We start from the raw sequence: 19,656 nt of genomic DNA, 5'->3' as shown, positions 1-19,656 counted from the left end.
TTCACTATTTCATGCTCACAAACTCTTTCGGTTGTTTGCTCCACTCTTCTTTCGGAAGATTTTTAAAATACTCGTAGGTAATTTTCAAACCTTCTGCTCTTGCAACTTTCGGTTCCCAACCAAGCAATTCTTTTGCTTTTGTAATGTCTGGTTTACGTTGCTTAGGATCATCAACCGGCAATGGCTTGTAAATGATTTTCTGTGATGTGCCTGTTAACTTAATCACTTCCTCTGCAAATTCTTTCAAAGTGATTTCTGTAGGGTTACCAACGTTCACGGGCATATCATAATCGCTCATGAGCAAACGATAAATACCTTCTACCAAGTCATCCACATAACAGAAACTCCTTGTCTGGCTACCATCACCGAATACAGTCAAGTCTTCTCCACGCAAAGCCTGGCCGATGAATGCTGGTAATGCACGGCCATCGTTGAGTCGCATACGTGGACCATAAGTGTTGAAGATCCGAATGATCCTTGTCTGCACACCATGAAAACGGTTGTAAGCCATCGTAATACTTTCCATGAAACGTTTTGCTTCATCGTATACCCCACGTGGACCAACAGGGTTTACATTTCCCCAATATTCTTCGGTTTGCGGATGCACCAACGGATCGCCATATACTTCTGATGTAGAAGCAACAAGTATGCGGGCCCCTTTTGCTTTTGCTAAACCCAAACAGTTATGTGTACCATGAGCGCCCACTTTCAACGTCTGGATCGGAATTTTTAAATAATCGATCGGGCTTGCAGGTGATGCAAAGTGCAGGATATAATCAAGCTTTCCCGAAATATGTATGAATTTGGTAATATCGTGATGATGAAACTCGAATTGTTCGAGCTTGAACAAGTGTTCAATATTTTTCAAGTCACCTGTAATAAGGTTATCCATTGCAATTACATGAAAGCCTTCTTTAATTGCACGGTCGCATAAATGCGAACCGAGAAAACCAGCAGCACCTGTAATTAAAATACGTTTACGATCCATTGTATTTAGTTATGCGATTGTTTGTTTTAAATTATTTCACAGCTTCTCTACCTACGCTTTCATAGAAGAACCCCAATTCTTTCATTTGTGACCTGTCGTACACATTGCGTCCGTCAAACACAACCTTATTCTTCAGCATAGAAGAAATTTTTTCAAACTCAGGTGTGCGGAATTCACTCCACTCAGTTGCAATGATCAATGCGTCTGCATTTTCCAATGCATCGTATTGTCCTTCTGCAAAATCAATTTTATCTCCCACAATCTGCTTCACATTCGGCATTGCTTCGGGGTCGTAAGCATGTACAGTTGCTCCTGCATTTGTTAAAGCATCGATCATATATAAAGCCGGTGCTTCACGAATGTCATCAGTGTTTGGTTTGAATGCCAATCCCCACAATGCAAAACGCTTTCCTTTCAGATCATTATTGAAATAAGCGTTGATCTTGGGCATAAGGAACAATTTTTGTTCTTCGTTCACCTTCATCACCGCATTCAGTATTTCAAAGTCATATTCAACTTCACTTGATGACTTTACCAAGGCTTGTACATCTTTGGGGAAACAACTTCCACCATAACCAATACCAGGGAAAAGGAAACGTTTACCAATTCGCTCATCACTACCAATGCCTTTACGCACCATATCAACGTCGGCGCCAAGTCGTTCGCATAAACGTGCAATTTCATTCATAAAGGAAATCTTCACGGCTAAGAAAGAATTCGCTGCATATTTTGTAAGCTCTGCGCTTTTCTCATCCATAAAAATTACAGGGTTACCGCTTCGTACAAATGGTGCATATAATTCAGTCATCACTTTCTTTGCACGCTCATCGCTTGTACCCACAACCACACGATCAGGTTTCATGAAATCATCTACCGCCACACCTTCACGCAAAAACTCCGGGTTGCTTACTACAGCAAATTCACCTTTATAGTTTTTGGCAATAGCAGCCTGTACTTTATCTGCAGTACCAACAGGCACTGTACTTTTATCAACAATAACTTTATAATCGGTAAGAATTTTTCCGAGGTCATCTGCCACACCTAAAATGTATTTCAGGTCGGCACTGCCATCCTCACCAGGAGGCGTTGGCAATGCAAGAAATATAATGGCGGCATCTTTTACGCCTTCAGAAAGGTTAGTTGTGAAATGTAAACGATCTTCTTTCAGATTACGGAGAAATATTTTTTCCAGACCTGGTTCATAAATAGTGATCTGCCCGTTCGATAACTTATCAACTTTGCTCTTATCAATATCAACACAGGTAACCTGGTTGCCCGTTTCTGCAAAACAAGTTCCTGTAACAAGACCTACATAGCCTGTTCCTACTACTGCGATTTTCATCTGTTAATTTCCGTTTATGATTTTGAATTAAGGTATTCTAACACTTTGCTTGTAATAAAATCTAATTGTTCTTCTTCCAGTTCGGTATGCATGGGCAAGGATATGACACGATCGGTTAACCAATCGGTGATCGGTAAATCAAAATCTGCGCCACCAAATGATGCAAACATTTGCTGACGATGTGCCGGCACAGGATAATAGATCATAGATGGAATTTTTTGCTCGGCTAAGAAAGCATTCAATCCATTTCTTACATCTGCGACATTTTCAAACCCATCGAGCGTTAATGTGTATTGATGGAACACATGATTACTGTATTGAGCACGATAAGGAGTGGTGATGTTTTTATGACCCGCAAATGCAGCATCATAATAATCTGCAGCCTTGCGACGTGCAGCAATATATTCATCCAGCTTCTTCAATTTTATCTTTAACACAGCTGCCTGCAATGTATCAAGGCGAGAGTTGCAACCAACCACTTCATGATAGTAGCGCACCTTCTGTCCGTGATTTGCCACCATCTTTAATTGTTCTGCCAATGCATCATCGTTGGTGAACATTGCACCACCATCGCCATAACATCCTAAGTTTTTTGAAGGGAAGAATGATGTGCAACCAATCGTTCCAATAGATCCCGTTTTCTTTTTTGTTCCATCAGGAAACGTATAATCAGCTCCAATTGCCTGTGCGTTATCTTCAATGACGTACAGGTTATGTTCTGCAGCAATTTTCATGATCTCATCCATGTTGGCAGCGTGCCCGTACAAATGAACGGGAACAATTGCTTTTGTTTTTGGCGTGATCGCTTTCCGTATCGCATTGGGGTCGATACAAAATGTTTGGGGATCTACTTCCACAAACACAGGTTTTAAACGGAGCAATGCCACGACTTCAACTGTGGCGATGTAAGTAAATGAAGCAGTAATCACTTCATCACCTGGTTGCAGGTTGAGCGCCATCATGGCGATTTGCAATGCATCTGTACCGTTGGCACAGGGAATGGTATGTTTTGATCCGAGATATTGACTGAGATCGGCTGCCAGTTCCTGCACAGGTTTGCCATTTATAAAAGCAGAACTGTCGAGCACATCTAAAACCGCAGCATCCACCTCTTGCTTAATTGCAAGATATTGCTGCTTAAGGTCAACCATCTGAATAGGCCTCATAAATAAGCTTGTTTAAACGCTGGCGAAAGTACGGCAAAAAAGGCGTTTGGCGGCTTACAACCAACGTAATACGTTAAGTTTTTACTATCCATTTCATTCCGCTTAGATTTGTGGCGCATGATATTCTTCTACAATTTATTTCGTGTTGCTTATAAAACGGCCATAAGTCTGGCAGCCGGCTGGAATCTAAAAGCCCGTAAATGGGTCGATGGTCGCCAAAACTGGCAAGAGCAACTGCAACAAAATTGGCAACCTAACCCCAACGATAAAGTGGTTTGGATGCATTGCGCATCGCTTGGAGAGTTTGAACAAGGTCGACCAGTGTTAGAAGAGATCAAAATCCAATATCCAGATTCCAAAATCCTTTTAACCTTCTTCTCACCTTCCGGCTACGAAGTAAGAAAGAATTACAAAGGTGCCGATCATGTGATGTACCTGCCGATGGATGGAGCGGCTAATGCAAAGGATTTTCTCAACCTTGTACAACCCCAGCTGTCCATTTTTGTAAAGTATGAGTTTTGGCACTACTACCTAACTGAACTTAAGAACAGGAAAATCGAAACGATTTTAGTCTCGGGCATCTTTCGTCCATCGCAACCATTTTTTCAATGGTGGGGAGGCTTTAACAGAAACATGCTGCAAAACTTTTCTCAACTCTTCGTACAAAATGAAGCATCCAAAGAGTTGTTAGATAGAATTGGGTTGGGCGATAAAACAACTGTTGCAGGTGATACCCGTTTTGATCGTGTGATTACTGCTGCTGAGCAATGGCAGCCGGTTGAAATTGTTAATACTTTCTGCGGAACCGACCTCGTATTGGTGGCGGGTAGCACCTGGGCCGAAGATGAAACAATTCTTGCAGAATGGACGAAGACAAATCCTAATTACAAACTCATTATTGCACCGCATGAAATAAAAGCTGAAAATATCAATCGCTTAAAAAGTTTATTTCCGAACGCAATTTCTTTTTCGGAGCTTTCTACTCGTAACCCACAACCCATAACTCATAACTGCTTACTCATTGATAACATCGGCTATCTCTCACGTATTTACAAATATGCTGCTGTTTGTTATATAGGTGGTGGTTTCAATAAAAGCGGTCATCATAATATTTTGGAAGCTGCGGTTTATGGTAAGCCAGTCATAACCGGACCGAACTTCGAAAAATTTAAAGAAAGCGTTGATTTGAAAAAAATGGGCGGAAGTTTCACAATAAATAATGCAGCCGAACTCGAACGGGTAATGCTTTCACTCAAAATAAAAGAAGCGAGTGCTATTGCAGAAAATTACGTAAAAGAAAATGCCGGCGCCACTGCTTTAATTCTTGAATGGATTCAGGAGAAACGTCTTTTTACCAACGCATAAAACTCTTGCGTTGCCGGACGATCATTATCCCAACCTAGTTTAATTTTCAATTCACGTTCCATCCAGTATTGTGCTTCGGGATAAATAGAAAAGTTATTGATGGTCTTGATGCTGCGTTCGTACATCACCTCATCGCCACGGAATAATTCATTAATGAAAACAAAGCGATCGTTAATGCCTATAGCTTTCTTCAGATCTTTTATTGATGCACCTTCTGTTAACCGATGTCCCACTTCTGTTTTCTGTTCGCCTAACTGATCGTTCAATGATAATTGTCTGCCGTTTGCCAGTTCATTTACCTCTTTAGAATTTTGTTCGGGCTTTTTCGGTTCAACATAATTCGGCTGGTGAACAAGTGTGGGAACTTCGGGTTCTTCATCAAACAATAAAACGGGTTTATTTTGATGTTGCTGTGCTTCTACTTTTTTTGCAAATTCTGCTTTCTGGCGAATCTCTTCCAACTCAGCTTCTACTTCACTTTCATCAACCTGCAATACTTCTACTATTTTCTCAACGGGCTTCTCTTCCACTTTTACAATTGTTGGAGGAACAAGTTTAGTTGCAACAGCAGGCATGGTTGCGGAAGTTTGTATTGTGCCCCTTGACGCAGGTAACACTACTGCTACACGGTTGGTACCAAGGCTTTCTTGTTTTTGTTGAGTTGCCTGTTCCAATTCTGCACGGAGCATGTTGGTAAGGATCAGCATTTGCGATGCATCGGCATTTCGCTGAAGGGCTTGCTGTAATTGTTCAATAAGAGAAGCAATTCGTTCCATGAATAGTGCTTACTTTTGGCGGTATTGGAAATTTGCGGTTAAGTTACAAACAGTTTGGCATAAAATATTGATAATGTTTATTGAACCGAATATTAAAGGCGACCGGAGAGGCTGGATTGAAGTGATCTGCGGCTCCATGTTTAGCGGAAAAACAGAAGAACTTATACGGCGGTTAAAGCGTGCACGCATCGCCAATCTGAAAGTAGAAATATTTAAACCGGCTGTTGATGTCCGTTATGACGATGTAAAAATTGTTTCGCACGATGAGAATGCTATTCAATCTACACCCATCGATAATTCACAAAAAATACTTTTGCTGGCTCAGGATGTTGAAGTGATCGGTATTGATGAAGCCCAATTTTTTGATCCTGAAATTACTAATGTGTGCGAGCAGCTGGCTCTACGTGGTGCACGTGTAATTGTTGCAGGGCTCGATATGGATTATAAGGCGCAACCATTCGGACAAATGCCCAACCTTTTAGCTGTTGCCGATTACATCACAAAGCTACATGCCATCTGCGTTGTGTGCGGCAATATTGCCAATTACTCATACCGAACTTCAAGCGAAGGTGGGCAAGTAGTGTTGGGCGAAAAAGATAAATATGAACCGAGATGCAGGCATTGCTATCATCTTTAACATCAACTTATAAATCTGCAAGCTTGGCTTCAACAAACAAAATATACGCACTGTTTAAGAAAGATCTGCTGCTTGAAATAAGGCAGCAGTACACGTTTTACGGCATTTTACTTTATATCGCCAGTACCATTTTTGTTTTGTACCTGGCAATGGGGCAACCCGAAGCAACTGCATGGAACGGATTGTTCTGGATGAACTTATTGTTTATATGTATTAACGCCGTTGCCAAAAGCTTTTTGCAGGAAAGTCGGGGTCGTATGCTGTATTATTACAGCATTGCTGGAGCACTTGATTTTATTTTAGCCAAGCTCATTTATAATGTACTACTCATGTTGGTAATGAGTTTACTAAGCTTGTTACTGTTCAGTTTTTTTCTTGGAGCACCCTTCGCTAAAACAATTCCTTTTTTAGGTATTACGGTTTTAGGTGGCATCAGTATAAGTCTCGTATTTACATTGCTGGCGGCAATTGCCGCAAGGGCTAATCAAAATGCAGCACTTATGGCCATCCTTGGTTTTCCGCTCATCATTCCACAACTTTTACTACTCGTGAAAATTTCAAAATCTGCATTCGGCGAAATATTTAATGAAGGTGCGTTAACGCAAATGGTTCTGTTATTAAGCGGATTAGATGTGCTGGTGATGATCCTCAGCCTGATTTTATTCCCTTTTTTATGGAAAGATTAAGGCTCAACACCCTAACTTTGCCGCACCGAAAACGAAGGGTTGTAAGTTAATGTGAGGATATGTAATTCGGGAAATGATTAAACAAGCATATGCAAAAATCCTGGTGGAAGATATTAGCAGTTCTGCTCCTGTTCTACACATTTACCGCAGGCTTCCTCATTCAAGTTCCTATCATCGGTAATCTCTATCAAACCATCCGCAACTTATTTTTCCATGTGCCGATGTGGTTCGGTCAAATGATTCTTTTGCTGGTTTCAATGATCTTTTCGATCCGGTATTTGCGCAGCGGAAATCTTGCCGACGATATTAAAGCTCGTGAGTATGCCCGTACCGGCATTATTTTCGGTCTTCTTGGTTTAGTGACTGGTGCTATCTGGGCAAATTTTACCTGGGGCGAACCGTGGAGTAACGATCCGAAGCAAATTGCGGTTGCTATCGCTTTATTAATTTACCTCGCCTACTTTGTATTGCGTAATTCCATGCCCGATATGGATAAGCGTGCAAGGGTAAGTAGTGTTTACAACATCTTTGCTTATTTTATTTATGTTCCGCTTATTATGGTGTTACCTCGATTAGTTCAATCGTTGCACCCAGGTGGACAAGGCGTAGAAGGTAATCCTGCTATGAATGGCCAGGATCTCGACCCGGCTATGCGAATGGTGTTTTGGCCTGCAGTAATTGGCTGGACGTTATTAGGTGTTTGGATGACTACCCTGCTCATCCGTATTTCTAAAATCAAAGAAAAAAACTGGATCAATGCGTAAATTTTTATCCCTCCTATTGTCCTTTCTATCCATTACACTAATCGCTACGGCACAGGTAAATGATGAGGGTGGTGCCATGGAAAAAAACGGTAAAATTTATGTTGTAATGACAGTATGCCTTACCGTGCTTGTTGGTTTGATCATATACCTTGTTATGATCGATCGTAAAGTAGCAGCACTTGAAAAAAAGAACGATTAATCTTTGCTATATTAAATTTTAAAAACGATTGTATGTCAACTACGAATTACAGCTTTTTTGGAGCAGTGGAACAGAGCTTCGATAAAGCGGCCGGCTTTACAAAATGGGATAAAGGTATCCTTGAACAGATCAAACAATGTAACAGTGTTTACCAAATGCGCTTCCCAGTGAAAATGGACGATGGCAGCATTGAAGTGGTAGAAGCTTATCGTGTGCAGCACTCTCAACACAAAACACCTTGTAAAGGCGGTATCCGTTTTTCAATGGAAGTAAACCAGGATGAGGTGATGGCACTCGCTGCCTTAATGACTTATAAATGTGCAATTGTAAACGTTCCCTTCGGAGGTGCGAAAGGTGGTATTAAAATAAGCCCACGTAACAGGTCGCCCTACGAACTGGAGAAAATTACACGTCGCTACACATCTGAGTTAGTAAAGAAAAATTTTATTGGCCCTGGCATTGATGTTCCCGCTCCCGACTATGGAACAGGCGAACGTGAAATGGCCTGGATCGTTGATACTTATGCATCTCTCCGCCCCGGCGAAATTGATGCTGCAGGTTGTGTGACAGGTAAGCCAGTTTCACAAGGTGGTGTAAGAGGCCGTCGTGAAGCTACAGGCCTGGGAGTGTTTTATGGCATTCGTGAAGTTTGTATGATGGAAGATGTCATGTCGAAACTTGGTTTGGAAACAGGCATTAAAGGAAAGCGTGTAATTGTACAGGGATTGGGAAATGTAGGTTATCATTCTGCAAAGTTTTTTCAGCAGGAAGGCGCTATCATTGTTGCCTTAGCTGAATATGAAGGCAGTATTTATAATTACGATGGTTTGGATATCGATGCAGTATTTAAACATCGCCAGGAAAGCAAATCCATTCTTAATTTTCCCGGAGCAACAAACTGCGAAAAAAATACTGATGCACTGGAACTGGAATGCGATATTCTTATTCCTGCAGCATTGGAAAACGTGATCAATGGCGAAAATGCGCCCCGCATAAAAGCAAAGATCATTGGCGAAGCTGCCAACGGACCTTTGACTCCTGATGCTGATGAAGTATTTGCATCAAAAGGCGTGTTAGTTGTGCCTGATATGTTCCTGAATGCTGGTGGTGTAACTGTATCTTATTTCGAATGGTTGAAAAACCTCAGTCATGTTCGTTATGGCCGTTTGGAAAAGCGTTTTACCGAAAATCTGAACACAAACATTCTTGGCCAGATGGAATTCCTGAGTGGTAAAAAAGTAAAGAAAGAACACAGAGATATCATTACACATGGACCCGATGAAGTGGACCTAGTTTATAGTGGACTTGAAGAAACTATGATCACAGCTGTAAATGAAGTGATGGATTGCTGGAAACAAAATCCTGCAATACCAGACATGCGTACTGCTGCTTATGTAGTTGCCATCAACAAAGTAGCTACAAGCTATGTTGAGTTAGGCATTTTCCCCTAACATAAACCAATTGCTTATTACCCATCCCGTTGCATCCGCAGCGGGATTTTTTTTATGCTTTTACTTTTTAGAAAGGCAATATTGTTAGTAAGCGTTGACATGAGTATTGACAGGTGCACTACAAGTTTGTCATTGAGAAATCTGTAACTTTAGCATGAACTACGAAGGCCTTCATAACTGTTTGTTAAATGTGGCTTCGTGGTAGTTCTGAAATGCTGGCAGCTTTGTTATTTTACAAAGTGAAAGGCACATCCTTTGATCCCTAACATAAAAAAACGAACATAAACATGAAAGCGAAACACATTTTAGTAACCGTGCTTGTGAGTGCCGTTACAGCTCTCGCAAGTGTTTTCCTCTATGCAAAACTCTCTAAGAGCAATACGGTCGCCCAAAGTCAAGGACAATTACCCGCTAACTATGCAGGTTTTTTTGATGGTGATGGGGCACCGGGTGCTGTCGATTTTGAAGCAGCAGCTAATTCTACTGTTGCAGGTGTAGTGCATATTAAAACGAAAACAAATCCAACGCAAACAAACAACACTACAAAACGCCGCAGCCCGTTTGGTGATATTTTCGGTGATGAATTTTTTGATGACTTCTTTGGAGGTCCTCAAAGTAACCGTCCGCAAATGGCAAGTGGAAGTGGTGTATTTATTTCTGCTGATGGATATATTGTAACAAACAATCACGTGGTTGATGGCGCCGATGAAGTAACTGTTACACTCCATAACAAAAAACAGTATAAAGCAAAAGTAATTGCCACCGATGCAAACACTGATCTTGCTGTTGTAAAAATTGAAGGTAGTGGCTTTCCTTACTTACTCTATGGAAATTCCGATGAAGTGAAACTTGGCCAGTGGGTATTAGCGGTTGGTTATCCATTAACATTGGAAACTACTGTTACTGCAGGTATCGTTAGTGCAAAGTATCGTTTCCTGGGAATTAATCAACGTAAAGCAGGCCGTAATGCAAATGTGGTTGAAAGTTTTATTCAAACCGATGCTGCAGTAAACCAAGGCAACAGTGGTGGTGCGTTGGTAAATACAAGCGGCCAATTAATTGGTATTAACGCTGCCATTGCATCACCTACCGGAACATACGCAGGTTATTCTTATGCTATTCCTGTAAACATCGTAAAGAAAGTTGTTGACGATTTAATCAAATTCGGTACAGTACAACGTGCCTTCCTTGGTATTCGTCCTGAAGCAAATGCTGATGAAAATACCGATTCACAAATTAAAGAAGGTGATGGTGTTGTTGTAGGTGAAGTAATGAGCAATAGTGCTGCTGAAGATGCTGGTTTAAAGAAAGGTGACAAGATCATTAAGCTGGATAACAAAACCGTTGATACCTGGTATGAATTAACTGGTACAGTTGCCAGTTATCGTCCGGGACAAAAAATAAATGTTACCTACATCCGTAATGGTAAAGAAGGTACTGCAGTACTTACATTGAAAAATAGCAGTGGTAATACGGAAATCGTGAAAACTTCTGCAGTAGATCGTCTCGGTGCAGAGTTAGTAACACTGGATGCTAAGAAGGCGAAAGAATACGGCGTTGAAGGCGGCGTTGTGATACAAACGTTAAGTGATGGTTTGCTAGCAGATCAAACAACAATCAAAAAAGGATTTATCATTGTTCGTGCAGGTGGTAAAGCTGTAAAGTCAATCGATGATCTTAAAAATGCAATTGCCAATGCAGGAAACAGTATCATTATTGAAGGTATTTATCCTGGATATGAAGGTGTATACCAATACGCAATTAATGATTTGCGTAATGAGCCCTAATTAAACGGAAAACTCACAATAAAAAAAATCCCTCGCTTTAAACGAGGGATTTTTTTTATTTAATCATCACTTTATAGCCCCAAGGCTCAAGTATAAATGAATCTGCTGCTCCCTTTTTCTCATTAGAAAAAATATCGGTGAACTCTCCTCTTACTCTAAGATCATGCAACACAAAGTTGACGGGCTTCTCCGAAAAATTAAGCAATACCAATAATTCCTTTTCCTTATTCTTTCTTACAAAACAAAACATTTCATCCGGATGATCAGTAGCAATACGCCAGGTAAAACTATGTTCATCATGTCCTAATAAAACTTCCTGATCTTTTCGCAAGCAGAGTAGCTTTCGATAAAACGTATGTAATGCAGGTTGATCCGTCCATTCTATTTCATCTTTATCAAAAAACTGCAGTCGTTTATTATTTGGAAGTTCTTGTCCGCTATACAATAAAGGAACGCCATCCCAGGTACAACTAAAAACCGCAAGTGGCAAAGCAAAAGCACCATACTTTTCATATTCCGAACCGTTCCAGCTGTTTTCATCATGGTTGCTGGTGAAGAATGAATGTAAATGATGCGATGGCTGTTTTTGTTTATACCCAGTGAGTGCTTTATCTAATTCAACTATGCGGCGGTGGTTCTTGTAAAACTCTTCTGAAATATGCATCCAATGCCAGGTGTAACTAATATCGAATACATGTGCATATGCTTCATCGTTCCATTGATCAAATTCACCCAGCCAAAAAAGTGGACGGACTTGATCTAATTCAGCTCTTGCTTCTTTCCAAAAATCCACAGGAACTAACATTGCCATGTCACATCGAAAACCATCAATGTTGCAGTCTGTCACCCAAAATTTCATTGCATCAATCATTGCATTTCGCAACGCCGGGTTATAATAATTGAGATGAATTACATCTTCCCAATTCTCAACAGGTGGTTTAAAATTTCCTTTATCGTCTTGCGTGTAATAATCAGGATGCGAAATGGTCCATTCGTGATCCCAGCCTGTATGATTGGCCACCCAATCGATGATCACTTTCATTCCTAATGCATGGATCGATTTTACCAGTGCTTTAAACTCATCGACCGTCCCAAATTCGGGATTTGAGTCGATATAACTGGAACAAGCATAATAGCTACCAAGAGTTCCCTTTCGGTTCTTGATTGATATTGGCGTAACAGGCATAAACCAAATTACTTCAACACCCATATCTTTTAACCGGGGAAGATGTTTTGAAAAAGCAAGATAAGTTCCCTCAGCTGTGTATTGACGAAGATTTACCTCGTAAATATTTGTTGCGTTCACCCAGTCTGCGGGTTTAAAATCAGTTGGCATAGTAGTCATAATTCGCCCCAATGATACGAACCAATCAGCAAACGAATTGTAGTAGTTATCAGAAAATCAAACTGAGGTAAAACACTTCAGCCACTGCCAAACCTTGTACCTTTGCAACTGTTAAAAAGAGATATGAAAAAGTTTGAAGTACCAAATATCTACCGCAGCGATCTGATAACAGCCATCAAGGCAAAACGAAAAGAACAAGACAAATTAAAAAAAGATTTCACTCCTACTCTGCTCGATTTAGGAACTGTTCAATTTTACCTTGCTCGTCATTTTGGATTTTGCTATGGTGTGGAAAATGCTATTGAAATAGCGTTTAGAACTATTGAAGAAAATCCCGGCAAGCGCATTTTTTTGTTGAGCGAAATGATTCATAATCCACAAGTAAATGCAACCTTGATAGAGCGGGGTGTGCAGTTTTTACAAGATACGTATGGCAAACAACTGATTCCGTTTGAAGAAATTAAGTCCGATGATGTTGTGATCATTCCCGCATTTGGAACCACTCTCGATATTGAAGAAATGCTAAATGCAAAAGGTATTGCCACGGAAAAATATAATACAACTTGCCCTTTTGTAGAAAAAGTATGGAATAGAAGTGAGCAAATAGCAGCGAAAGGTTATTCAATTGTTGTGCACGGCAAACCCAAACATGAAGAAACAAGAGCAACGTTTTCACATGCGAGTTCACATACGCCCACTTTGATAGTGAATGACATTAACGAAACCGTGGAGTTGGGGAAGTACATTACAGGCGAAAAACCAGCAGAACAATTTTATAAAGAATTCAACGGTCATTACTCAAACGGATTTGATATTACAAAAGATCTGCAACGATTTGGTGTAGTAAATCAAACTACACAACTTGCCAGCGACACGCAGGCAATTGCAGAGTACCTGAAGAGTTTAGTGATGAAGCATTACAATTTAAATGCGCAGAACATTGGTGAACGCTTTGCCGATACAAGAGATACGCTTTGTTATGCTACTAATGATAATCAAACTGCAATTAACGGTATGTTGGAAACGGATGCAGATATTGCAGTGATCGTGGGTGGTTATAACAGTTCTAACACAACTCACTTGGTGGAGTTATGCGAAGAAAGATTACCAACTTATTTTATTAACGGAACAGACAAGATCATTTCTCCAACGGAGATTATGCATTTCAATTTCCATGATAAGAAAGAATACATCACTAAAGATTTCTTACCCGCAAAACGTCCGGTTAAAATCTTTATCAGCAGTGGGGCTTCCTGTCCGGATTCATTGGTAGAAGCGGTGATGGATAAACTCGCAGTAATATGTAACGCCACTAATACATTTCAAAGGCTGAAAGAATCTTATAATTAAAAGCGGGGCTCATAGCCCCACTTTTGTTATCAATCCCGCCTTACTTATTGTACGATTATTCTTTCTGTAATGGTTTCACCGGTTTCACGGAACGATATCTTCACAATATAAATACCCGGAGAGAGAGCATTCATTTTTAATGATTGGTTACGCAAACCATTCATTGATCTCAGAATTCTTCCTGCAACATCAATAAGTAATACATCGTATACACCTGCATCTGCAGGCACCGCAATTGTAAAGAACCCTCTGTTGGGATTAGGATAAACCGATAGATCGGTTTTTTGAGCATTATTTCGGACAACTCTTATTTCACTGTAACGATAAGCGCCATCTTTATCAACCAGACGCAAGCGATACAATATGTTAGTTTGTGAGACAATATTCGCATCGATAAAGTTGTAAACAGAGCCAGTTCCTTCATTAGCCGTAGCATCTATAAATCCAATACTTCTAAATGGAGCCTCACCAAGTTTGCGTTGTATATCAAACCCGCTGAAATTAAATTCCTGGGCTGTTTCCCAACTTAGATTTACAGTGTTGGACTCACGTTTTGCATTAAAACTTTTCATTTCAACTGGCAAAACAGTGCAGGAGTTATTTAGAATGCCTATTGCTCCTGCTCCAAGGTAACCTGCAGTAGTTACATTCACCAATGCTATCAACGGCTTATTTGAATTTGTATCGCCATTTTGAAATACATAATTGTTAAAGGGCAATACGGAACCCACAAAGGCACTTTTAAAGCTTGGAAGAATTGTACCAGGGTTGAACCCTGTAATAAAGCTTGTTTTACTTTGAGCAAGAATATCGATAGTCTCGTTGATAGAACCGTTTCTGTCCACATCAACATACAAGCGGTAAACTCCTGAAATAGTTTCAATACCGGGCGTGGTAATATTATCAAATTTACTTTGAATGTTTAGATTATATGTTCGAATGGCGGAACAGTTAACAGAACCCGAAACAACAGGATCGCCCACTACAAATGTTTCACCACAACCCCAACATTGCGGACGTTGGTCTCCAACTGTTGACCAATTGAACGCTCTGACTTGTAAAAAATCGAACGCTGACTTACTCATTTTAAACGACAAGTCCTGAACATAAATATGATCTACATTAGGATCAGTGCTATGGGCTATCTTATAAATAGTGGCGCCTTGATAATTTGGAGTAATTGCGGCATCGTAATGATAATTTGTGAATATTCCGTTTGTACCAGGAACGTTCAGGTTAATGGCATTATCATCAAAGCCAAAGGTTAAAAAAGCATTATCTAATACGTCGAGATTGTTATTGGCACTTGTGAATGTAGAAGGTGCCGGTGCAGTGCTTTGCTGACCATTGCAATTATAACGTTGCATTAAATTGGTGGGATAGTCTGCTTCCTGCCATATATGTAACCAAACATCTTTGTTTCCGCCATTGACCGTGACATTAAATTGAAGATCGATTGTGTAAAGCAAACTATCAGTGCTATATGTTGACGTACGAACATTACTTACAATTACGTTTGTAACATTACATTGTGCAAGAAGCAAATTTAAGTTTGAAAGAAATACTACTGCGGATACGAGGAGTACATACTTTTTCATAAAATACAAATTGATAAATGAACAATTTTCAGCCTGGCTCTCTTACCAGTTGATGCCGTTCATTATTGAGCTGGCTGAAGAGTAAATGGCAGCATCAACTTCAAATAAGTATTCCATGTATTTAATTTTAATGAAAGATACTAGAGCAGCATATATAAAAGCAATGACTTGGATTAGATGAGTTCGAAAACGATATGATTGTTATCAGAATGTTCAATAAATAAAGAAGCCTCCTTTCGGAGGCCTCTTTTCTTCGGTTTTATCTGGTTTTCCTGTCCAAAGATTTTTTATTGAACGATAATTCGCTCTGTTATTGTTTCGCCGGTTTCACGGAAATTAATACGAAGCATATAAATACCCGGACGCATGTTATTTATTTGAAGATTGCGAACACTAATGCCATTCCAACGCTGAACCGCTTTACCAGTGTAGTCATCTAAAGAAACATCCATTTTTCCTGCACTTTCAGGAATGGTTACGTTTGCAACTCCACGGCTTGGGTTTGGATAGATAGAGATAGTAAGCAATCCACCGTTACCAGTACGCACAGCTTTAACTTCGCTGTAAGTAGCACGACCATCAAGATCAACCTGGCGTAAACGATAATATGTAACACCTTTGGTTAACGATTGATTATCGTCGAAGCTGTAAGAATAGGCGTTGCCATTTCCACCAGGAGCCTTTGAATCAACAAATCCAATTTTTTGGTATTGGCTATTGCCAGCAGAACGTCTTTCAATTTCAAATCCATCGTTGTTATTTTCCAAATCTGTTTCCCACGTTAAATAGGCTTTGTTGCTTCTTTGTATTGCGTTGAAAGATTTTAGAGAAACGGGAAGAGTAGCACACTGATTCGTAAGCAATCCTGTAACAGACGCCACACCAGCGGTTGAAGGTGTTACACGAACCAATAAATTCTTACTTGATAAAGGGTCGCCCAGAGCAAGACTAATATTATTGTCGAAACTTGTATATCTGGTATACCCTAAAGGTGCGCCACTAACGCTTGTTGAAAATGGCTGAGCAATAGGAGTTAAGTTCATGTCTGGTCCGTCAATGACATTATTACTATTAGCGTCGATATATACCTGATACGATCCACTAATTGTTGCCACCGTACCGGCAGGGTTTTGATAATTAGCATCAATAATCAGATCGTAATTAAGTGGGTTTATTTGTGAGCTACAATCAATCTTGCCACCGATACTTACCAAATATGGTTTAAATGATGATTGATTATGGCATTGAACCCCATTACTTGATGCATTCGTACCCGCTAAGTACAAACCAATATCATAAGAACCACACGGCAAGCCGGAATTAAATTTAATTCCGGTGATCACAAAATCCGTCCCTCCTGTAATTGGAGTCGCTACCACTGAATAACCTGCAGCTTGTGGTGAAATTCCGTTGATGCCGTTTGAGTATGCGGTCCAATTTGTTCCATAGGTTAGGGCTATATACCCACCTAGGCTTGCGATACTGGATGGCACTGTAGCTGAGGGCCCATTTTTACAATCCAGGTTTACTGCTGCATTGTAAAAAAAGAGATTCGCAAACTTCATACCCGAATTGTGCAGAAGCTTAAAAGAAAGGGTCATGGTTGCTTCACACATACCATCCACCTCATTAAATTCTGTTACAGCCGACTTTATGTCTACAGCTGTAATATTACAATTGTTGGCATTGCTTACCTGCGTACAATTGATTTGAGCTAATAAAGATGAATTGAAAAACAATAAAGCTAAGAGCGTGTTGGAAAAGAGTAAAAACTTTTTCATACAAAGGTTTTTGAGGTTAAAAAATCAGAGGTGGTGTTTCACAAGGACCTGTTGAAAAAGTTGATCAGTGGGATATGGGTAAATAGAAGTTAATCTGAAAAATCAGACAATTCAAAGGAATTTGAGAAATTTAAAAATAGAAAACTACGTAAATAGAAACTGGAGTTAAAGCAAAGAGGTGTTCGAAGGATGTGGAATTGAGTAGGGTGTAAAAATATAATTCATTCGTTTACTTTGCAAGCAAACCACTCTTTTTTTCAAAAAAATTATACGGAGTTCTCATTGAGTTCTAAAACCAATCTACAAATTTTTATTTTCAATTCTTTTTTTTGAAAACATGCCCGAAATAATTTGCTGCATCCATTTTTGTTGATTGACGTCTATTGACCACCTTACAAAAAAGTAGAAAGCCTCACGAATGTGAGGCTTTCATTTGTCTTGATCTTATCTGGTTTTTCCTGTCCCGTATTTTATTGCACCGCAATTCTTTCTGTGATCGTTTCACCAGTTGCACGAATGCTTACACGCAGCATGTACATACCTGGTTTCAAATTGTTCAACTGTAAATTAGTTGTAGTAAGACCGCTGAAACGTTGAACTGATTTACCCGTAAAGTCATCAACTGAAACATCGTAAGTTCCAACACCTGAAGGGAGAGCAACATTTGTTGTTCCACGACTCGGATTAGGATATACTGAGAGAATGATTGTGCCATTACCAGTTCTTACAGCTTTAATTTCGCTGTAAGTTGCACGTCCGTCAAGATCAACCTGACGAAGACGATAGTATGTTACACCTTTAGGAAGGTTTGTAGCATCTTCAAAGCTATAAGAGAATGCATCACCATTACCACCTGGAGCTTTTGAATCAACGAAAGCGATTTTTTGGTAAGCGCCACTACCTACACGACGCTCAATTTCAAAACCATCATTATTCAATTCAAATAAAGTTTCCCATGTAAGCGTTACTTTGTTGCTACGTTGAGCCGCATTGAAATTAACTAATGTTACAGGAAGAGTTGCTTGAGTGCAAATGAATGTCTCTTCACCAATTACTGGTTCTCCATTAAGAAGATCTTGTTGATTATTACCATTTACATCAATATAGAACTGGTATTGAACACTTCCTTGCACAACTGCACCGATGTTGTCAGTTTCAAAACACCAGTCGATATACCATTTGCCGGCACGTGTTGATTCTACCCTTGTTGCCTCAATAACTGTTGCAGTACCTTGAGAACTCAAAATTGCTAAAATTTGCAATTTGTCATTAGGGTTATTTAAGAATTCAACTTCAATGCCGCCACCAGTGCCGCCACCAGCACAAGCATTACCGTTGTTTCTTTTTGCACCTGAAGGACAAACTTGGGCAAAGGCACCCGTTACTAACATAACTAAAGCCGAAGAGAGTAAAAACTTTTTCATAAAAAAGGTTTAGAGGTAAAAAAATAGATTGGCGGTTCAAAGGACACCTTTTGAAAAAGCAATTCAATGGAGGATATAGTGATTACTGTGCTGCAAAACAGCATAGCTCATCACAGGAAGATGGACAGTATTACCAGAAGTTAATTTCTAATTGGAAAGATTGGACTAATTCGGATGAAGGGATTTAGGGAAGTTCTTCGGATAGAAGGATTAGATAGTAGGGCGAAGATATAGGTAGCTTTTGAAAATGCAAAGCTTTTTCAAAAAAAAATTTAAAATAGCATAAGGAATGCTATCTGTTACAGCTTCATGGACACGTACTTAAGTGCTTTTTGGAGTTGCTGAGTTTGTGTAAGATTGGTATTATCGATAACCACAGCATCATGGGCTTTTTGTAATGGACTTACTTCACGATGCGAATCAATATAGTCCCTCATTTCCAGATTTGCCTTTACTTCTTCAATCGTAATGTTAGGATTCTTATCGAAAAGTTCTTTAAACCGGCGCTCCACACGAACAGTATTGTCTGCTGTCATAAATATTTTCAACTCAGCATTTGGAAAAACGGTGGTGCCAATATCACGCCCATCCATCACAATTCCTTTTTCTTCACCCATTTTTTGCTGTTGTGCAACTGCAAAAGAACGAACGGCTTTGATAGCCGCCACTTCACTTACTTTTTCTGCTACAACCAGGTCTCTAATAACATACTCCACATTTTCTTCATTGAGATATATCTCGGAATCATTGGTTTTATTATTTGTTCTGAAGTCAAGCGTAACATTTGTCAAAGCTTGGTTTACTTCTTCATCATTCGTCCAGTCGATGTGGTTACGCAAAAAATAGAGGGTGATAGCCCGGTACATTGCTCCGCTATCGATATAGATATAACCCAACTCTTTGGCCAATTGTTTGGCCAATGTACTTTTACCACAGCTCGACCATCCATCGATGGCTATAATGATCTTACTATTTTTTTTCACCTTGCAAAACTAAA

The 19,656-nt window shown here is 39.8% G+C and carries 17 protein-coding genes; 8 read left to right on the top strand and 9 right to left on the bottom strand.

Features of this window, described 5'->3' with window-relative positions; translation table 11 throughout:
• Positions 1–4: 4 nt before the first annotated feature.
• The 3 genes from ACO1QW_RS09210 to ACO1QW_RS09200 are packed head-to-tail and all read right to left on the bottom strand — an operon-like array spanning position 5 to position 3,496.
• Positions 5–988 (bottom strand): UDP-glucuronic acid decarboxylase family protein, encoded by a 984-nt coding sequence (locus tag ACO1QW_RS09210; protein WP_486257788.1) that lies wholly within the window; start codon positions 986–988, stop codon positions 5–7.
• Between the two features lie 31 nt (positions 989–1,019).
• On the bottom strand, positions 1,020–2,330 hold the full coding sequence (locus tag ACO1QW_RS09205; protein WP_486257787.1) for a UDP-glucose dehydrogenase family protein: 1,311 nt from the start codon (positions 2,328–2,330) through the stop codon (positions 1,020–1,022).
• A 14-nt stretch (positions 2,331–2,344) separates the two neighbouring features.
• Positions 2,345–3,496: a DegT/DnrJ/EryC1/StrS family aminotransferase gene (locus ACO1QW_RS09200; RefSeq protein ID WP_486257786.1), complete on the bottom strand. Its 1,152-nt coding sequence runs from the start codon at positions 3,494–3,496 to the stop codon at positions 2,345–2,347.
• 117 nt (positions 3,497–3,613) lie between these two features.
• Between ACO1QW_RS09200 and ACO1QW_RS09195 the strand changes: the two genes are divergently transcribed.
• Positions 3,614–4,861 carry a 3-deoxy-D-manno-octulosonic acid transferase gene (locus ACO1QW_RS09195; protein WP_486257784.1) on the top strand — a complete coding sequence of 416 codons (1,248 nt, stop codon included), beginning with the start codon at positions 3,614–3,616 and terminating at the stop codon, positions 4,859–4,861.
• Here the strand turns inward: ACO1QW_RS09195 and ACO1QW_RS09190 are convergent.
• Positions 4,831–5,637 (bottom strand): hypothetical protein, encoded by an 807-nt coding sequence (locus tag ACO1QW_RS09190; RefSeq protein ID WP_486257782.1) that lies wholly within the window; start codon positions 5,635–5,637, stop codon positions 4,831–4,833. The two genes, ACO1QW_RS09195 and ACO1QW_RS09190, sit on opposite strands and share 31 nt — an antisense overlap.
• 73 nt (positions 5,638–5,710) lie before the next feature.
• On the opposite strand from ACO1QW_RS09190, the gene ACO1QW_RS09185 reads away from it, so the two are divergent.
• The 6 genes from ACO1QW_RS09185 (at position 5,711) to ACO1QW_RS09160 (ending at position 11,161) form a co-directional block, all read left to right on the top strand.
• Complete coding sequence (locus tag ACO1QW_RS09185; RefSeq protein WP_486257781.1) at positions 5,711–6,274, top strand: thymidine kinase; 564 nt, start codon at positions 5,711–5,713, stop codon at positions 6,272–6,274.
• Positions 6,275–6,297: 23 nt separating this feature from the next.
• The gene (locus ACO1QW_RS09180; RefSeq protein WP_486257779.1) at positions 6,298–6,960 is read left to right on the top strand and encodes a heme exporter protein CcmB; all 663 of its coding nucleotides are present in this window, start codon (positions 6,298–6,300) and stop codon (positions 6,958–6,960) included.
• A gap of 89 nt (positions 6,961–7,049) precedes the next feature.
• A complete protein-coding gene (gene ccsA / locus ACO1QW_RS09175) occupies positions 7,050–7,724 on the top strand; it encodes a cytochrome c biogenesis protein CcsA (protein ID WP_486257777.1) in 675 nt (224 codons plus the stop codon).
• Entirely contained in the window at positions 7,717–7,923 is a 207-nt protein-coding gene (locus tag ACO1QW_RS09170) for a CcmD family protein (RefSeq protein WP_486257775.1), read from the top strand. The genes ccsA and ACO1QW_RS09170 overlap by 8 nt, the downstream gene beginning before the upstream one ends.
• Before the next feature lie 32 nt (positions 7,924–7,955).
• Entirely contained in the window at positions 7,956–9,374 is a 1,419-nt protein-coding gene (locus ACO1QW_RS09165) for a Glu/Leu/Phe/Val family dehydrogenase (RefSeq protein WP_486257773.1), read from the top strand.
• Between the two features lie 287 nt (positions 9,375–9,661).
• Positions 9,662–11,161 carry a trypsin-like peptidase domain-containing protein gene (locus tag ACO1QW_RS09160; protein WP_486257771.1) on the top strand — a complete coding sequence of 500 codons (1,500 nt, stop codon included), beginning with the start codon at positions 9,662–9,664 and terminating at the stop codon, positions 11,159–11,161.
• Between the two features lie 55 nt (positions 11,162–11,216).
• Here the strand turns inward: ACO1QW_RS09160 and ACO1QW_RS09155 are convergent, their stop codons facing one another.
• Complete coding sequence (locus ACO1QW_RS09155) at positions 11,217–12,497, bottom strand: alpha-amylase family glycosyl hydrolase (RefSeq protein WP_486257769.1); 1,281 nt, start codon at positions 12,495–12,497, stop codon at positions 11,217–11,219.
• Between the two features lie 132 nt (positions 12,498–12,629).
• On the opposite strand from ACO1QW_RS09155, the gene ACO1QW_RS09150 reads away from it, so the two are divergent.
• Complete coding sequence (locus tag ACO1QW_RS09150; protein ID WP_486257767.1) at positions 12,630–13,856, top strand: 4-hydroxy-3-methylbut-2-enyl diphosphate reductase; 1,227 nt, start codon at positions 12,630–12,632, stop codon at positions 13,854–13,856.
• Between the two features lie 44 nt (positions 13,857–13,900).
• Here ACO1QW_RS09150 and ACO1QW_RS09145 read toward each other — a convergent pair whose 3' ends face one another.
• The 4 genes from ACO1QW_RS09145 to cmk all read right to left on the bottom strand — a co-directional run bounded on the left by ACO1QW_RS09145 (position 13,901) and on the right by cmk (position 19,642).
• Positions 13,901–15,454: a T9SS type A sorting domain-containing protein gene (locus ACO1QW_RS09145; RefSeq protein ID WP_486257765.1), complete on the bottom strand. Its 1,554-nt coding sequence runs from the start codon at positions 15,452–15,454 to the stop codon at positions 13,901–13,903.
• Between the two features lie 287 nt (positions 15,455–15,741).
• Positions 15,742–17,235: a T9SS type A sorting domain-containing protein gene (locus tag ACO1QW_RS09140; RefSeq protein ID WP_486257763.1), complete on the bottom strand. Its 1,494-nt coding sequence runs from the start codon at positions 17,233–17,235 to the stop codon at positions 15,742–15,744.
• Positions 17,236–17,705: 470 nt separating this feature from the next.
• Entirely contained in the window at positions 17,706–18,659 is a 954-nt protein-coding gene (locus ACO1QW_RS09135; RefSeq protein WP_486257761.1) for a T9SS type A sorting domain-containing protein, read from the bottom strand.
• 299 nt (positions 18,660–18,958) lie between these two features.
• Complete coding sequence (gene cmk / locus ACO1QW_RS09130) at positions 18,959–19,642, bottom strand: (d)CMP kinase (protein WP_486257759.1); 684 nt, start codon at positions 19,640–19,642, stop codon at positions 18,959–18,961.
• Positions 19,643–19,656: the final 14 nt, after the last annotated feature.

Source organism: Lacibacter sp. (genome assembly GCF_057361365.1).
This window is presented reverse-complemented; position numbering and strand designations above follow the sequence as displayed.